General features: G+C 43.1%; 14 protein-coding genes. 9 read left to right on the top strand and 5 right to left on the bottom strand.

The genetic code is table 11. The features are described 5' to 3' along the window. The first annotated feature begins 622 nt into the window (after positions 1-622). Together CWB72_RS18195 and CWB72_RS18190 are read left to right on the top strand one after the other, a co-directional pair. Positions 623-1,273, top strand: coding sequence for a methylamine utilization protein (locus CWB72_RS18195; RefSeq protein ID WP_138634390.1), 651 nt, complete (start codon positions 623-625; stop codon positions 1,271-1,273). Then, positions 1,263-2,498: a hypothetical protein gene (locus CWB72_RS18190; protein WP_138634386.1), complete on the top strand. Its 1,236-nt coding sequence runs from the start codon at positions 1,263-1,265 to the stop codon at positions 2,496-2,498. Before CWB72_RS18195 ends, CWB72_RS18190 begins: the two co-directional genes overlap by 11 nt. A 45-nt stretch (positions 2,499-2,543) precedes the next feature. On the opposite strand, the gene sthA is transcribed toward CWB72_RS18190, so the two are convergent. Both sthA and CWB72_RS18180 read right to left on the bottom strand, forming a co-directional pair. After that, positions 2,544-3,932 carry a Si-specific NAD(P)(+) transhydrogenase gene (gene sthA / locus CWB72_RS18185; RefSeq protein ID WP_138634396.1) on the bottom strand — a complete coding sequence of 463 codons (1,389 nt, stop codon included), beginning with the start codon at positions 3,930-3,932 and terminating at the stop codon, positions 2,544-2,546. A gap of 93 nt (positions 3,933-4,025) precedes the next feature. Next, positions 4,026-5,153, bottom strand: coding sequence for a fatty acid desaturase (locus CWB72_RS18180; protein WP_138565903.1), 1,128 nt, complete (start codon positions 5,151-5,153; stop codon positions 4,026-4,028). A 103-nt stretch (positions 5,154-5,256) separates the two neighbouring features. On the opposite strand from CWB72_RS18180, the gene fabR reads away from it, so the two are divergent. From fabR to CWB72_RS18145, 7 genes are all read left to right on the top strand, one after another. Then, on the top strand, positions 5,257-5,883 hold the full coding sequence (fabR, locus tag CWB72_RS18175; RefSeq protein ID WP_130256015.1) for an HTH-type transcriptional repressor FabR: 627 nt from the start codon (positions 5,257-5,259) through the stop codon (positions 5,881-5,883). 446 nt (positions 5,884-6,329) lie between these two features. Next, positions 6,330-7,877: a 2-isopropylmalate synthase gene (leuA, locus tag CWB72_RS18170; RefSeq protein WP_138634383.1), complete on the top strand. Its 1,548-nt coding sequence runs from the start codon at positions 6,330-6,332 to the stop codon at positions 7,875-7,877. Then, positions 7,874-8,950 carry a 3-isopropylmalate dehydrogenase gene (gene leuB, locus CWB72_RS18165; protein ID WP_138634381.1) on the top strand — a complete coding sequence of 359 codons (1,077 nt, stop codon included), beginning with the start codon at positions 7,874-7,876 and terminating at the stop codon, positions 8,948-8,950. The genes leuA and leuB overlap by 4 nt, the downstream gene beginning before the upstream one ends. Before the next feature lie 51 nt (positions 8,951-9,001). Beyond that, complete coding sequence (gene leuC / locus CWB72_RS18160) at positions 9,002-10,402, top strand: 3-isopropylmalate dehydratase large subunit (protein WP_138634378.1); 1,401 nt, start codon at positions 9,002-9,004, stop codon at positions 10,400-10,402. Beyond that, complete coding sequence (gene leuD, locus CWB72_RS18155) at positions 10,402-11,001, top strand: 3-isopropylmalate dehydratase small subunit (protein ID WP_138634375.1); 600 nt, start codon at positions 10,402-10,404, stop codon at positions 10,999-11,001. The genes leuC and leuD overlap by 1 nt, the downstream gene beginning before the upstream one ends. 78 nt (positions 11,002-11,079) lie before the next feature. Then, positions 11,080-11,670, top strand: coding sequence for a hypothetical protein (locus CWB72_RS18150; protein WP_138634372.1), 591 nt, complete (start codon positions 11,080-11,082; stop codon positions 11,668-11,670). 146 nt (positions 11,671-11,816) lie between these two features. Next, positions 11,817-12,173 (top strand): globin family protein, encoded by a 357-nt coding sequence (locus CWB72_RS18145; protein ID WP_252371593.1) that lies wholly within the window; start codon positions 11,817-11,819, stop codon positions 12,171-12,173. 7 nt (positions 12,174-12,180) lie between these two features. On the opposite strand, the gene CWB72_RS18140 is transcribed toward CWB72_RS18145, so the two are convergent. From CWB72_RS18140 to CWB72_RS18130, 3 genes are read right to left on the bottom strand one after another with little or no spacing between them, the layout of a single operon-like run. Continuing rightward, positions 12,181-12,540, bottom strand: coding sequence for a hypothetical protein (locus CWB72_RS18140; protein ID WP_130256009.1), 360 nt, complete (start codon positions 12,538-12,540; stop codon positions 12,181-12,183). 51 nt (positions 12,541-12,591) lie between these two features. Continuing rightward, positions 12,592-12,960, bottom strand: a complete 369-nt coding sequence (locus CWB72_RS18135) for a hypothetical protein (protein ID WP_138634369.1) — start codon at positions 12,958-12,960, stop codon at positions 12,592-12,594. Next, on the bottom strand, positions 12,960-14,684 hold the full coding sequence (locus CWB72_RS18130) for a S41 family peptidase (RefSeq protein WP_138634366.1): 1,725 nt from the start codon (positions 14,682-14,684) through the stop codon (positions 12,960-12,962). The genes CWB72_RS18135 and CWB72_RS18130 overlap by 1 nt, the downstream gene beginning before the upstream one ends. Positions 14,685-14,717 lie beyond the last annotated feature (33 nt).

Here is a 14,717-nt window from a genome sequence, read left to right as displayed (position 1 = left end):
GTAGAACATCGCCAGGGCCTATTTAAAGAAACCCGTTGCAGTAATGCAGCGGGTTTTTTGCGTTTATGGTGCTAAATCGTTCTGCACAGTGATGAGGTGATGCACTGTGATAAAAAGACGAATTAGCGCAAGGTGAAGTGAGTAGCCTTCACAGTAGCCACTCTGTTCATTCAGGCTATATAGTAAATGTCTCTCAGCTTAAGCTAAACTAGCTCACTTCCCCTTGCTTAAAATGAGCGGGTTCACCTCGTTCGCTGTCTCTAATTTTGCACCATAAGCACAAGGTGAAGCGAATAACCTTCACTGCAGTTACTCTGTTCATTCTGAAATACTTTTCATACTCGTTAGTAAATACATCCTCAACTCCAGCTAAATTAGCTCATTTCACCTTGCGTAAAAAGAGCGGGTTCACTTCGTTCACTGTCGCTAGCCTTTTACACCTTTCTTGCGCAAAAGAAGCGTACACACTGCGTTCGCTGTCTCTAATTTTGCACCATAATTTGCACTTTTATTGAATAATAAAATTAAGTATCTAGGTCATCTATGTGTATGCTTAATTTATATGTACATATTGTCGATTAATACGGCAAGTAATAGGCAATGAATAAAACGGATAATTTAGATGATACGTAACAAATTAAAGCTATTCCTTAGCTTAGCTTTATGCTTTGTCACACAATCTCAGGCATTTGAAGTTGTGGTAAAAGACAAGGCAGGAAACCCTTTAAGTAATGCCGTAGTGTGGCTTGAAGGTGATCTATATAAACCTAAAGCAGAGCAAGTTTCTGATATGTTTAGTATGGGGCAAAAAGATAGAGCTTTTAAGCCACACATTTTGGTTGTGCCAACTGGCGCTAAAATTGAATTTCCTAACTTCGACTCTATTTTGCATCATGTTTACTCTTTTTCGAAGCCAAAGCCATTTGAATTAAAATTATATAAAGAAACGCCTAAATCAGAGATTGTTTTCGAGAATAATGGTGTTGTCGAATTAGGGTGTAATATTCATGACTGGATGCTGGGTTATATATTGGTAGTTGATTCTGGCTATTACGCACTGACTGACGTTCAAGGTCGTGCAAATATTGTATTATCTCCTTCCCAAATAGGTAAGGCACAATTACATGTCTGGCATGAGCGTTTTGAAAAATTAGAGGCTAGTGAGCAAATAGAAGTACAGCTTAGCTCTAATACTCAAAAAGAGACCTATAGAATAAAGCAATCTCTCATAGAAGCTTTTGACTTTGTAGTGGATGAAAGTGATGGTTATTAATAAAGTTATTTCTGTACTGCTAGGTTTAAGCTTTTCTTCGGTTACTATTGCAAGCAATATTCAAACAAAGTTTGAGGGTAAGATCGACGCTAGCTATGATTCGGGCTCTGACTCTGTGAGCTGGTTAGATAAGGGATGGGGTACAACTCGATTTGGCAAAAATGAAGATAGGTTCTCAATATCTCGTGCAGCTTTTACTAGTCGAATAGATTTTGCAAATAGCTGGTCACTATTTGGTGTAGCGCAATACGCTCCTGAGCCAAAAGCAAACTTTGGCATTACTGAAGCTTATTTCCAATATAAGCCCATTGCTAGGGGTTATCAGGTTTCAGCTAAGGTTGGCGCATTTTATCCAAAAATGTCACTTGAAAATACAGGTTTTGCTTGGTCTTCACCTTACACATATAACTACTCAGCTTTAAATGCTTGGCTGGGTGAAGAGGTCAGGGCTATTGGCACAGAGTTAACGATAAAGCGCCCTGCAAGACGGTTTAGAAGTAAGTATGATGTAAGTTTTCATACCGCTATTTTCAAAGGTAATGATCCGGCGGGAACCTTAATTGCTTGGCGAGGTTTGCTCCCTCATGACAGGCAAACACATTTAAATGAACGAATAGGTTTTGCACCTTTGTACTCATTACAGAAGCCACAACTCTCAAAGCAGTGGCAGTATTCAGATCCGTTTCATGAGATAGATGGCCGTTTTGGCTTTTATGTTGGAGCGCATTTAGAGTATTTAAAAAAGTACAGCCTTAGAGTTTATTGGTATGATAATAATGCTGATCCTGCCGCTATTAATGAGTCGATAGGTCAATATGCTTGGGATACAAAATTTTTAAGTATGGCATGGAAAAGTAAGCTCACAAAGCATACTCACTTTGTGGCTCAAGCAATGTCAGGCTCGACGGCAATGGGTCCTGGCAGAGGGGTTGATAATAACTTTCATAGTTGGTTTTTATTGTTAAGTCAGAAATTAGAAAACTACCGCCTCTCTGCACGCTATGAACAGTCAAAAGTGATTGATAAAGATCATTGGGTATTTGATCCGAATGCCAGTGACAACCAAGCTTTAACATTACATGCAAGTCGTTCTTTGTCTAATAAATGGCGAGTTGGTTTGGAGTGGCTTTACTCAGATAGTTGGTTAAGCTATCGCTATAAAAGTGGCTTACCATTAGATCTTACAGACAAGATCTGGCGAGCAACAGTCAGCTATAAATTTTAAGAACTTATTATGGGAGGGAGAGTGAAAGCTCTCCCTTGACTGAGTTTAGTCGCTTAAACGGTTTAAACCATTCAATGCTGCTACACGATAGGCTTCTGCCATGGTTGGATAGTTAAAGGTGGTATTAACAAAGTACTCGATGTTATTACCTGGGCCTTTTTGTTCCATGATTGCTTGGCCGATGTGGACGATTTCGGAAGCACGCTCACCAAAGCAGTGAACGCCTAGAATTTCTTTGGTCTCCGAGTGGAATAACAACTTCAAGCTACCCACTTGTGTGCCAGTGATCTGCGCGCGTGCAAGGTGTTTAAACTGGGCTCTACCAACCTCGTAAGGAATTTTAGCAGCTGTTAGCTCTTGCTCTGTTTTGCCCACAGAACTCATTTCAGGAATGGTATAAATACCAGCAGGAATGTCATTGATCAGCTTTTCGCTACAACCACCTGAAACAATGGCTTTTGCTGCGATACGACCTTGATCGAATGCTGCACTGGCTAAACTTGGGTAACCAATCACATCACCAACGGCATAAATATTATCGATTTCGGTTTGGTAGCTATCGTTAACTTTTAATTGTCCACGGCCATCTGCTTTTAGGCCTACTGCGGCAAGATTGAGCTTATCCGTATTACCGGTTCTGCCATTGGCAAATAAAATGCAATCGGCACGTACGCGTTTTCCTGATTGCAGATGCAGTATGACGCCGTGCTCATGTGGTTCAACCTTTTCGAATTCTTCATTGTGGCGAATAACAATGCCGCTATTCCAGAAGTGATAACTGAGTGCATCAGAGATCTCTGCATCCATAAACGCCAGTAATCTATCGCGGGTATTGATCAAATCAACTTTTGCACCAAGCCCTTTAAAGATAGAGGCATACTCACAGCCAATAACACCGGCACCATAGATTAAAACGCGTTGAGGGTCATGCTCTAGACTTAAAATGGTGTCACTGTCATATATTCTAGGGTGAGAGAAATCGACACCAGGTGGACGATATGGACGTGAGCCTGTAGCAATCACAATAATCGGTGCCGTGATCACTTCATAAGAGCCATCTGCATGAGTCACCTTAATTGAATAACGGTCAATAAAGCTGGCATCACCTTGAAATAACTCAATGCGGTTTCTGTCATAAAAGCTGCTGCGCAGGTTTGACTGCTTAGAGATCACATTACTGGCATGGCTAAGAATATCACCAAAGGTTAAGCGCTGCGGTTTTTCGGTGAGGCTGAAAAGTGGGTTTTGTTTATATTCAATTAAGCGACTAACAGAGTGTCTGAGTGCTTTTGAAGGAATAGTGCCCCAGTGAACGCAACCCCCACCAACCGACTTATGGCGCTCGATAACGGCAACACGTTTGTGGCTTTTAGATAGGTTCATGGCGGCACCTTCACCGCCAGGACCTGAACCTATAATAATGGCGTCATACATAAATGACGCCGGCTTGTCTGTATTTGATTCTGTTTTTTGTTTGGCCACAGCCCCTCCTCAACTTGCGAGTTTGCTATCACCGAACAAATTGATTTAAGCGTTCGATAATAGCCTTGCATTTAGTGCTAACCATGCCTGTTTTTGAGCCTGCCAAGCAGCTTCTAGCTCTTTATATTGCTTAGCGATGGCCGACATATCATATTGTTCACGCATGGAATCAGCTTTTGCTTCTAATAACTGCTTTTGTGCCGCACAAAAGGTTTGTAACTTTTTTAGAAGCAAATCATATTCTTGTTGTAACAATGTAAGCTGATCTTGGGCTAAAGGCAATTTTGCCAGTTTAACTTTAGTCTTAAGTAACAAGGTTTCTGCTTTGGCTTTTTCGATGCGTTCGACTGGCGTGCGTTTAAGTTTGCTAGCTAGGCCGACTGCCGCAAATGTACGGATCATCCACTTTGTTGGGTCGTAGTGGTACCAACGAATGCCATTGCGATAGTCACTGGCAAAAATATGATGGAAATTGTGATAGCCCTCACCGTAAGTGAAAAACGCTAAAAAGCCATTATCACGGGCGGTATTTTTCTCAGTATATGGGCGAGAGCCCCAAATATGCGCCAGTGAGTTGATAAAGAAAGTAAAGTGCTGACTTAATACCAGTCTCAGTACACCCGCCAATAACAACATACCGATAATGTCACCAAACAGTGCACCTAGCAGTAAAGGAATACCTACATTTGTTAGTAACACAAGTTTCATGTAATGACGGTGTTGGAACATCACGATAGGGTTACGTTGTAAGTCTCTGGCATTGCTGTAATCGCCATAGTTTTTGCCTTGGTAGTCACGCAACATCCAACCAATGTGGCTATACCAAAAGCCATTGGTTGCGGCATAAGGGTCTTTGATAGGATCATCGACTTGACCGTGGTGAACTCGGTGATCGCTACTCCAATGTAATGCGCTATTTTGTAGTGCGAATGCGCCACCAAGTGCAAATATCCATTGCACTGCTGGGTGAGCTTCATATGTTTTGTGCGCCCATAAGCGGTGGTAACCCGCGGTGATTGATAGACCGGCATAAAACATACAGGCAACAAAAGCTATCCAAGTGCTGGTTTCAAAGCCATAGGTGAACCCATACCAAGGCACTAGGGTAATGGCTGCCAAAAATGACAGAGCAAAAAACAAGACATTGGTCCAAATGAGAGGGGGTTTTTTCATCTTAAAAAATCTCAGCGTACACTTGTACGCTAAAATAGTATTTCATTCTCATCACGTCAAGTATTAGACTGCACAAGTTATCGATAAACTCTAGGGAGAAAATATGTCAGGTGTTCGTGCACAACAAAAACAAAAAACCCGACAAGCCTTGATAGTAGCTGCATTTAACCAGCTCAGTGCGGAGCATAGTTTTTCTAATTTGAGTTTAAGAGAAGTGGCAAGAGAAGCGGGTATTGCACCGACTTCGTTTTACCGACACTTTAAAGACATGAATGAGCTCGGCTTAACCATGGTTGATGAAGCAGGTTTAACATTACGCCAATTGATGCGCCAAGCACGCCGTCGAATAGCAAGTGGTGGCAGTGTGATCAATACCTCTGTGCTGACTTTTATGGAGTTCATCGACACGTCGAGTAACCAATTTAGATTGTTGTTACGAGAGCGCTCGGGCACATCAAAAGCATTTCGTGCAGCAGTCGCTCGAGAGATCCAGCATTTTATTTTAGAGCTTGCGCATTACTTAGAAGCTGAAACTCCTTGCGATGCGAATCATGCTTACATGCAAGCTGAAGCCATGGTTACCTTGGTATTTAATGCTGGGGCAGATGCGCTTGATCAAGATGTACAACAGCGAGAAGAATTAACCGAGCGTCTGATTTGGCAATTGCGTTATATCGCCAAAGGCGCGAACCATTACGGCACACATCAAGTAAATTCAAAGCCTTCATAAAAAAATCATATAAAAATTAATCTACTCGATTGTTTACTGTTCAAATTTAAAAAGACCCTTAACCTTTATGTTTAAGGGTTTTTTTATTCTTTTAACTATCCAAATCTGCTTTTTTGTTTCTTTATTAATTCTGTTTTTGTTGTTTTGTTGAATTGTTTATGCTTGATCTCTGGTGTTGTGGCATGTTAAAAATCGCATCAGTTACAGCATAAATACAAAAACATGCAGATAAAGAAATGAAAAAGTTCACACTATTGTCACTGCTATTAAACCTCTTACTGATCAAGTATCGGTGCGGGGCGGTGTGCGTGTGAAATGCAGCATAACGAAAACCCCGCACATTGCGGGGTTTTTTGTTTTTGCACTGTTATCTAAAGACTGACTAAAACTATTTGCTTATAGCGATGGTGTTCAAAGGGCGATACAAAGGGGTGAGGAGCTAAGGTATGAATGATAAGGTTTGGATTTTTGATACAACATTAAGAGACGGTGAGCAGGCGCTAAAAGCTAGCTTAACTGAAGATGATAAAGTACAGCTTGCACATGCCATTAGCCGCCTTAATGTGGATGTCATGGAAGTCGGTTTCCCGGTTTCAAGCCCTGCAGATTTTCGGGCAGTACAGCGCATCGCCACTGAAATTAAAGGCCCTACGATTTGTGGTTTAGCCCGCGCTGTGGCAAAAGACATTGAAGCTTGCGGTGAAGCATTACGTTCAGCAGAGCAAAGCCGTATTCATACCTTTATTGCAACCAGCCCTTTACACCTTGAACACAAGTTACGCATGAGCCTAGATGATGCGACTGCGATGGCGGTGAAATCAATCAAACTAGCCCGAAATTACACCGATGATGTGGAGTTTTCGTGTGAAGATGCAGGCCGTACTCCGCATTGGGATTTATGTCGTATTGTCGAGCAAGCGATTAAAGCAGGCGCTTCAACCATCAACTTACCAGATACCGTGGGCTATGTGACGCCTGATGAGTATGCGGCGATGATCCACCATTTAATGAATAACGTGCCAAATATCGATCAAGCGCGTTTAAGTGTTCATTGTCATAACGACTTAGGTTTGGCGGTAGCAAACTCGATTGCTGCAGTACAAGCCGGTGCCCGACAAATCGAATGCACGATTAATGGTATCGGGGAGCGAGCGGGTAACTGTTCGTTAGAAGAAGTGGCGATGATCATGAAGATGCGTCACGACCATTTAGGTGTTTACACCGATATTCGCAGCGAAGAGATTTACCGTGCGTCGCGCCAAGTTGAAACCATTTGTAATATGCCTGTGCAGCCGAATAAGGCTATTGTGGGTGAAAACGCCTTTGCTCACAGCTCAGGCATTCACCAAGATGGCGTGTTAAAAGCACAAAACACCTACGAGATCATGGCTCCAGAAACCGTGGGTGTACCAAACAACCAATTAAATATGACCTCGCGTTCAGGTCGCCATGTGATTGAGCATCGCTTAGAAGAATTAGGCTATCAAAAGTCTGACTATGATATGGATAGCTTATATGACAGCTTCTTAGCGCTAGCAGACCAAAAAGGCACAGTCTATGACTATGACCTAGAAGCCATGATCTACTTTAATCAGATCAGTGATAAAGACGAAACTTACCAACTTGAGTTTGTAAACTCAGCGTCAAACTCTCAATCAGTCGCCAGTTCGACTATTGGCATGACAGTAGGTGGGCAATCAAAGCAAGAAGCTGCCACAGGAAATGGTCCGGTCGAAGCCTCATTCAAAGCCATTGAACGCATTACGGGCATGGCGGTTGAAGTGATTGAATACAACTTAGATGCCACAGGCCAAGGTGCAAGCTCACTTGGTCAGGTAAATATTATTGCTAAATACGATGGTCGCCAATATCACGGCGCTGGCCTTGCTGCCGACATCGTAGAAGCCTCAGTACGCGCCATGATCCGCGTATATAACTTAATTGACAGAGCACAAAAAGTGTCTGATTTAAAACAACAAAGGAAAGCAGGATGAGCCAACAAAGTTACCAAGTCGCCGTTTTAGCTGGAGATGGCATCGGCCCTGAAGTCATGTCTGCCGCCGAGCAAGTATTAGATGCGGTTAGCGTGAAGTTTAGTTTTACGCTACAACGTGAGCACCATGCCATTGGTGGTGCTGCCATTGATGAATTTGGTGCGGCGCTTCCGGACTCTACTTTAGCGGCATGTGAAAAAGCGGATGCCATTTTATTTGGCTCAGTAGGCGGCCCTAAGTGGGAGCATTTACCACCGAATGAACAGCCAGAGCGGGCTTCTTTACTGCCACTTCGTAAGCACTTTGGGTTGTTCTGTAACTTGCGCCCAGCACAGCTATTACCCGCACTGAGCACCGCGTCTCCTCTGCGAGCGGATATCAGTGCGCAAGGCTTCGATATTTTATGTGTGCGTGAGTTAACAGGCGGTATTTATTTTGGTGAAAAAGGCCGTGAAGGCGAGGGTACGAGTGAAGCTGCATTCGACACGCAACGTTATTCTCGTGCTGAAATTGAGCGCATCGCGCGCTTTGCATTCGAAGCAGCGAGACTTCGCAGTAACCATGTTACTTCAGTTGATAAAGCTAATGTATTGGCATCAAGCGTACTATGGCGCGAAGTTGTCACCGAAGTCAGCAAAGACTACCCAGAAGTTACGCTTGATTATATTTATGTAGACAATGCTGCAATGCAGCTTGTGAAGCAACCAAGCCAGTTTGATGTGTTACTTTGCGACAACTTGTTTGGCGATATCTTGTCAGACGAATGCGCGATGATCACAGGCTCTATGGGCTTACTGCCATCGGCTAGCTTAAATCAATCAGGCTTTGGTTTATATGAGCCTGCAGGTGGCTCAGCGCCAGATATTGCGGGTAAAGGTATTGCAAATCCGATTGCACAAATTTTAAGTGCGGCCTTAATGCTTCGTTATTCTTTAGGGCAAGATGAAGCGGCACGCACCATTGAGAAGGCTGTGGCAGAAGCAGTTGCTGCAGGTGTGGGCACGCCAGATATCTACCCTCAAGGCGGTTACACCACACAAGACGTAGCACAAGCAATCGTTTCACGTATTTAATTTTGGCTGATGGCTGCACCGTCATGCAGCCAAGATAAGAGGATGTAGCAAGTGGCTCAGACCTTATACGATAAAATTTGGCAATCTCATGTGGTTGCACAAATCAATGAACAAACTGACTTACTTTATATTGATCGTCACTTAGTACATGAAGTGACATCACCACAGGCATTTGCGGGACTACGCGAGAATAACCGTAAAGTACGTTGCCCTGAGAAAACTTTTGCGACCATGGATCATAACGTTTCAACTAAGAGTCGTTCACTAGATGCAGCAAGTGAAGTGTCGAAAAACCAATTAATGGCGCTTGCGCAAAACTGTAAAGACTTTGGTATTGAGTTGTATGACTTAAACTCGATTAACCAAGGCATAGTGCACGTAATGGGTCCTGAACAGGGGATCACCTTGCCGGGGACTACAATTGTATGTGGTGATAGCCATACCTCAACACACGGTGCATTCGGTGCCTTAGCGCATGGTATTGGCACGTCTGAGGTAGAGCACGTATTGGCAACGCAAACACTACAGCAGAAAAAAGCCAAATCATTGAAGATCCAAATTAATGGTGTGCTGCGTCCAACCGTGACCTCAAAAGATTTAATTCTAGCTGTAATTGGCAAGCTAGGTACAGCTGGTGGCACGGGCTATGTGGCAGAGTTTTGTGGCGAAGGCATCGAAGCACTGTCAATGGAAGCGCGCATGACGCTATGTAATATGAGCATCGAAATGGGCGCCAAAGCGGGCTTAATCGCGCCAGACAAGAAGACATTTGATTATCTAGAAGGTCGTCCGTTTGCACCAAAAGGGGATGATTTCAAAGCCGCCGTTGAATATTGGCAGACACTTAAATCAGATGAGGATGCACAGTTTGATTTAGTCGTTGAACTCGATGCGCAAGATATTCAACCACAAGTGACTTGGGGCACAAGCCCAGAGCAAGTTATTGGTATTGATGAGCTAGTACCAAACCCAGACGAAGAAGCCGATTTAATCAAAGCTGATGCCATGCGTGCAGCACTGAAGTACATGGGTCTTGAAGCCGGCCAGAAGTTATCTGATGCAAAAGTCGATACCGTATTTATCGGTTCTTGTACCAACAGCCGCATTGAAGATTTACGTGCGGCCGCTGAAATTGTCAATGGCAAGCAGGTTGCGACTGGCGTTGAAGCTTTGATAGTACCGGGTTCAGGCCTAGTAAAACAGCAGGCAGAACAAGAAGGCTTAGCAGATATTTTCAAAGCGGCAGGGTTTGAATGGCGTGAGCCAGGCTGCTCTATGTGTCTTGCAATGAACGATGACAAGCTGGGCGCTGAAAAGCGCTGTGCTTCGACCTCTAACCGTAACTTTGAAGGTCGTCAGGGCCGCGGTGGTAGAACTCATTTAGTGAGTCCTGCGATGGCGGCAGCAGCGGCGATAGCTGGTCATTTTACAGATATTAGAGGAGCGGTGTAATGGCGGTTTATCATCAAGGTTTATTGGCACCTTTAGACAAAAATAACGTCGATACCGATCAAATTATTCCAAAGCAGTTTTTAACTTCAACCAGTCGTGATGGTTTTGATAAAGCGTTGTTTTATGATTGGCGCTATTTAGATGATGGCAGTGCGAATCCTGAATTTGTGTTAAACGCAGGCTGCTATCAAGGCGCTTCGGTATTATTAACGCGTGATAACTTTGGCTGTGGCTCATCTCGAGAGCATGCGCCTTGGGCTTTAAAGCAGTATGGGTTTACTGTGATCTTGGCGCAAAGTTTTGCAGATATTTTCTTTAATAACTGTGGTAATAACCAAATGTTGTGCATCGCGCTATCGGCATACACATTAGATAGCCTGTTTGCGATTGCCGAGCAGCATCAAGATATTCAGGTTGAAATCGATTTAGAAAATCAACAGATCCGTAGTCAGTATTTCGATGCCATCGACTTTGATGTACGTTCAGATATCAAAGCGCGTTTATTAAGTGGCTTAGATTTTATAGGTGAGACAGAGCAGTTGAATGCACAAATCGATGCGTTTGAATCTAACTTAGCCGCTGATCGACCTTGGCAATAAAACTAAGTTAATCGCGTTTTTTTGCATACAACCAGAGAGCTAATTACTCTCTGGTTTTTCTTTTTTAGGATAACCATAATGAAAAAATGCCTAGCCGTTCTTGCGCTACTTGTTAGTGGCTCAGCCATCGCGCGTCCAGCGCCACTGGTATCAATTCCAACCCATGATGCATTTTTCGATAAAATTGCCGCGCATTGTGGTAAAGCGTATCAAGGTAAAGTAATCCTAGATAATCAAGGTCCGAGCAAGTTTAACGAAGCTAAACTCGTGATGCATGTGCGTCGTTGCAGTGAAAAAGAACTGCAAGTGCCTTTTCATGTAGGAAAAGATGCGTCTCGTACTTGGCTCCTTACCAAAACCGGCAGTGGTTTGAGTTTGAAGCACGACCACCGTTTAGAAAATGGCGATGATGATCCGTCAACTATGTATGGCGGCCATACCGTTGATGCAGGCTTTGCAAACGTACAGTCTTTCCCTGCTGATCAGTATTCAAAAGAGTTATTTGTCAGCCAAGGTATTCCTCAGTCAATGGGCAACACTTGGCAGATGTATATTTACGACGACAAGTTTACTTACCGTTTAGTGCGTGAAGGTCGTGAGTTCAGAGTTGACTTTGATTTAACGAAACCGATTACACCGCCAAAAGCACCTTGGGGTTATAAGGACTAAATTGGTATTCTGGCACTGTTGCGTCTAGTTTTAATAAGAGACTCAATTCAGTGCCAATTATGTTGGCATGGCTAGGAGCATTGCTAATGTCAATTACCGCCAGATAAAAACAACTCGTATAACAAAGTTTTGCGCAAGTAGAGCCAATCGCTGAGCAAGCCGCCGAAATTTTTTATCAAACGCTGTTTCAATACGATCCAAACCTAAAACCTTTATTTAAGTCAGACATTAAAAGCCAAGGGCAAAAGTTGATGGCAATGTTAAAGTTGGCCGTTAGAGGGCTCGATGATCTTGATGGGCTTGTTCCTGTTTTACATGCATTGGCTGAGCGACACGTAGACTATGGTGTCGAAGCGAAAGATTTTACGCCCGTGGGCAACGCATTACTTTATACGCTAAAAGTCGGTTTAGGCGAGCAGTGGACGCCTGAGCTGAGGCAAGCGTGGGTAGATACGTTTCGTACAGTCGCAACAGTGATGAAAGCCCACGCTTTTAGTGGTTGATTCAGTTTTATTTAGGCACACATTTTACTTCGGCTTGCAGGTCTGGTTGATAAGCTCGAGGATGAGTGGGCAGTCTTTCAAAGTCTTGCACACCTTTTTGCAAGGTCAATTGTGCATTCATGCCTTGGCAAAGTTTTTCTGAATGTCTTAATAGAAATACGCTCTGTCGTGTGAAATGCGCATAATCATCTGAACGTATTTTTAAGAAATAATGCGTGTCGCTGAATTTGGTTTGTTCATAATGCACTTTATTATCCCAATCATAATTCTTTTCAGATTTACCAAGTGGTGTGGGTGTATGCTGACAGCCAGAGAAAAACAACGCGACTGCACTTAAACCAAATACGTTAATCCATGTTTTATTCATTACTACCTCTACTTTCGGCACTATAGCCAATCCATTTAGTTCGATATTTGTTTATTCTGTGACTGCTATACAAGGAATTGCTTGAAGCAGCACATAGCGTTCAGACTGTGGGTGGAATAATACGCAACCAATCGCTTTTTTTTGCAGTAAAAAGTACTGTGTTTGCTGAGATTTAGGCATATCAATTGCCGTTGAAGATAAACCATAATGCAAAGAGAGCTGGTGGCTTGTCATAAATACGTTATTTGGGAGTAGGGGGGAAATTCCACCATAAATTGTTTCTATGGCCTGTTGAATTTCAGCCTTCATGCTTGGTGTGGTGTGCTCAATAATGGCAGGCAAAGGCTCGTTTGACTGGGTGTGTTGACACCCAGTCAAACTTAACACACCTAAAAGTGTGGTGAGTAATGCGTGACGCATTACTGCTCTTTTACTTTGATATCAACCATGCCATTGCGCATTGGATGGAAAGGCTGAGCGAGCTTTATACCGTCGTTTTGCAGTGACTGTCGGAAAGTGACACTACTTTGTGCCGACTCTTTTGCAACAACTGGGCAAGCACCCGTTTCAATGTGTGTTAACGCTGCGGCTAACATACCTTCTTCAGTGTCTCCAAGTTGTTTTGAGAAGTCATCTGCGACGCTACAACCTGGGACTTCATCGGTTAATCCTATGGTTGTTTGTGTGATCGAACTTGCTGGCACTGGTTTAAAGCCCTCAGCATAGTCACCAAACTCTTTAGCATTTGCACCTTTGAATTGAACAGTGTAGTACACCTCACCACAGTTAGGAGTTGGTGTAAAACCATAAGGCTTACCGCATGTTTGCCCACCAATCAGCACTACGTTGACGTCAATACCTCGAAGGCCATTGATCAATGACTCACTGGCAGAACAAGTCCCAGAGCTTGCTAAAATATAAACCGTATCCATATCTACGCTAGGTAGAATTTGGTTAGTATAAACTCTCGCATCCCAATCAATTTGACGGCGTTCAAATGTATAATAATCTTCTTCTGAGCTTGCGGCTTCTAATTTATCATTTCGTAAAGTACGGCTGAAAACTTTTGCATCATTGTTTATGCTTTTATCTGCACCATTGTTCTGACTGGCATTTGTTTGCGCTTCACCGGCAACCATATAACCAAGTTGTGCCGACATGATAACGAGACCGCCTCCGTTATAGCGCATATCAATCACAAGCTCGTTGATATTAGCATCAGAAAACTGATTGAAAGCATCAATAAGCGGTTGTTGGCCTACAGAAATAAACTGGTTGAATTGTACATAGCCCACTTTTTTATCAGCAACGTCAATTACTTTTGCATTTTGAACTGGGGTTGAAGCAACATCTTGAGCCTTAAGCTCGAAACTCAAGAGCTCAGCAACTCCTTCTCGTTTAACAGTAAGTGTATGTGTTGTACCCTCTTTGGGAAATAAGCCGGCGTTTAATGTTTCAAGATCTGCTTGGACGCCCGTATTAATATCTACACCATTTACCTCTGCAATTGTATCACCACGAAGCAAGCCTGCAGCTCTTGCTGGAGATCCGTCTTGTGTGAAGGCAACTTTTAGCACCCTTGGTCCATTACGGATGTCTGAGTTGATGAAAGCCCATTGAATTCCATAGCCAGAAACCAGTCCTGAGTCAGACTCTTTCTTGAAGCTTTCATAGCTTTCGGAGAAGTGATATTTATCTTTTAGAGCTCCACTTGCTGTTTTTGCATCTGTCTTCAAATGATCGAAGTATTTATCAACCGTATCTTTTTCATCATCGCTATCAAAGTCAGGGTGTTTAGGATCTTTATCTTCAACTTCGTCATACCAAAGGTAAGTTTCATGGGTATATGAACGCAGAAACATTTTTTCATGCATTGCAGTCCCTGCTTGATCAGGGTATGGCGCGTTTTCGAAAGGATCTGTGCCTTCGCGTGGTGTTTCACATTGGTTTACAAAGCTTGACGCAGAATCATACTGACCAGCAGTCCATGTTGGTTCAGTAACTGTATCGGAGGTGTTGCCTGTGTTGGTACTCGGTGAAGTCGTTTGGTTAGTATTATTGTTTGAGCTTCCACCGCCACAACCAGCCAATACAGTAGCTGAAAGGGCAATTGCAACACTTAGGCTGAGTGTATTTAGTTTCATAATTAAATCCTATCTAATCTGATTTTATCAAAA

The sequence above is a fragment of the Pseudoalteromonas phenolica genome (genome assembly GCF_005886345.1).
GTDB classification, from domain to species: Bacteria; Pseudomonadota; Gammaproteobacteria; order Enterobacterales; family Alteromonadaceae; genus Pseudoalteromonas; species Pseudoalteromonas phenolica_A.
The sequence above is the reverse complement of the archived record's forward strand: the minus strand, read 5'-3'. Positions and strand labels throughout refer to the sequence as shown.

Excerpts from the sequence above, each read along its gene's own strand:
- CWB72_RS18140 (WP_130256009.1), bottom strand. The coding sequence starts at position 12,540 with ATGAATAAAACATGGATTAACGTATTTGGTTTAAGTGCAGTCGCGTTG.
- CWB72_RS18130 (WP_138634366.1), bottom strand. The coding sequence starts at position 14,684 with ATGAAACTAAATACACTCAGCCTAAGTGTTGCAATTGCCCTTTCAGCT.
- CWB72_RS18150 (WP_138634372.1), top strand. The coding sequence starts at position 11,080 with ATGAAAAAATGCCTAGCCGTTCTTGCGCTACTTGTTAGTGGCTCAGCC.
- leuB (WP_138634381.1), top strand. The coding sequence starts at position 7,874 with ATGAGCCAACAAAGTTACCAAGTCGCCGTTTTAGCTGGAGATGGCATC.
- leuD (WP_138634375.1), top strand. The coding sequence starts at position 10,402 with ATGGCGGTTTATCATCAAGGTTTATTGGCACCTTTAGACAAAAATAAC.
- CWB72_RS18135 (WP_138634369.1), bottom strand. The coding sequence starts at position 12,960 with ATGCGTCACGCATTACTCACCACACTTTTAGGTGTGTTAAGTTTGACT.
- CWB72_RS18195 (WP_138634390.1), top strand. The coding sequence starts at position 623 with ATGATACGTAACAAATTAAAGCTATTCCTTAGCTTAGCTTTATGCTTT.
- CWB72_RS18180 (WP_138565903.1), bottom strand. The coding sequence starts at position 5,153 with ATGAAAAAACCCCCTCTCATTTGGACCAATGTCTTGTTTTTTGCTCTG.
- fabR (WP_130256015.1), top strand. The coding sequence starts at position 5,257 with ATGTCAGGTGTTCGTGCACAACAAAAACAAAAAACCCGACAAGCCTTG.
- CWB72_RS18190 (WP_138634386.1), top strand. The coding sequence starts at position 1,263 with ATGGTTATTAATAAAGTTATTTCTGTACTGCTAGGTTTAAGCTTTTCT.
- leuA (WP_138634383.1), top strand. The coding sequence starts at position 6,330 with ATGAATGATAAGGTTTGGATTTTTGATACAACATTAAGAGACGGTGAG.
- sthA (WP_138634396.1), bottom strand. The coding sequence starts at position 3,932 with ATGTATGACGCCATTATTATAGGTTCAGGTCCTGGCGGTGAAGGTGCC.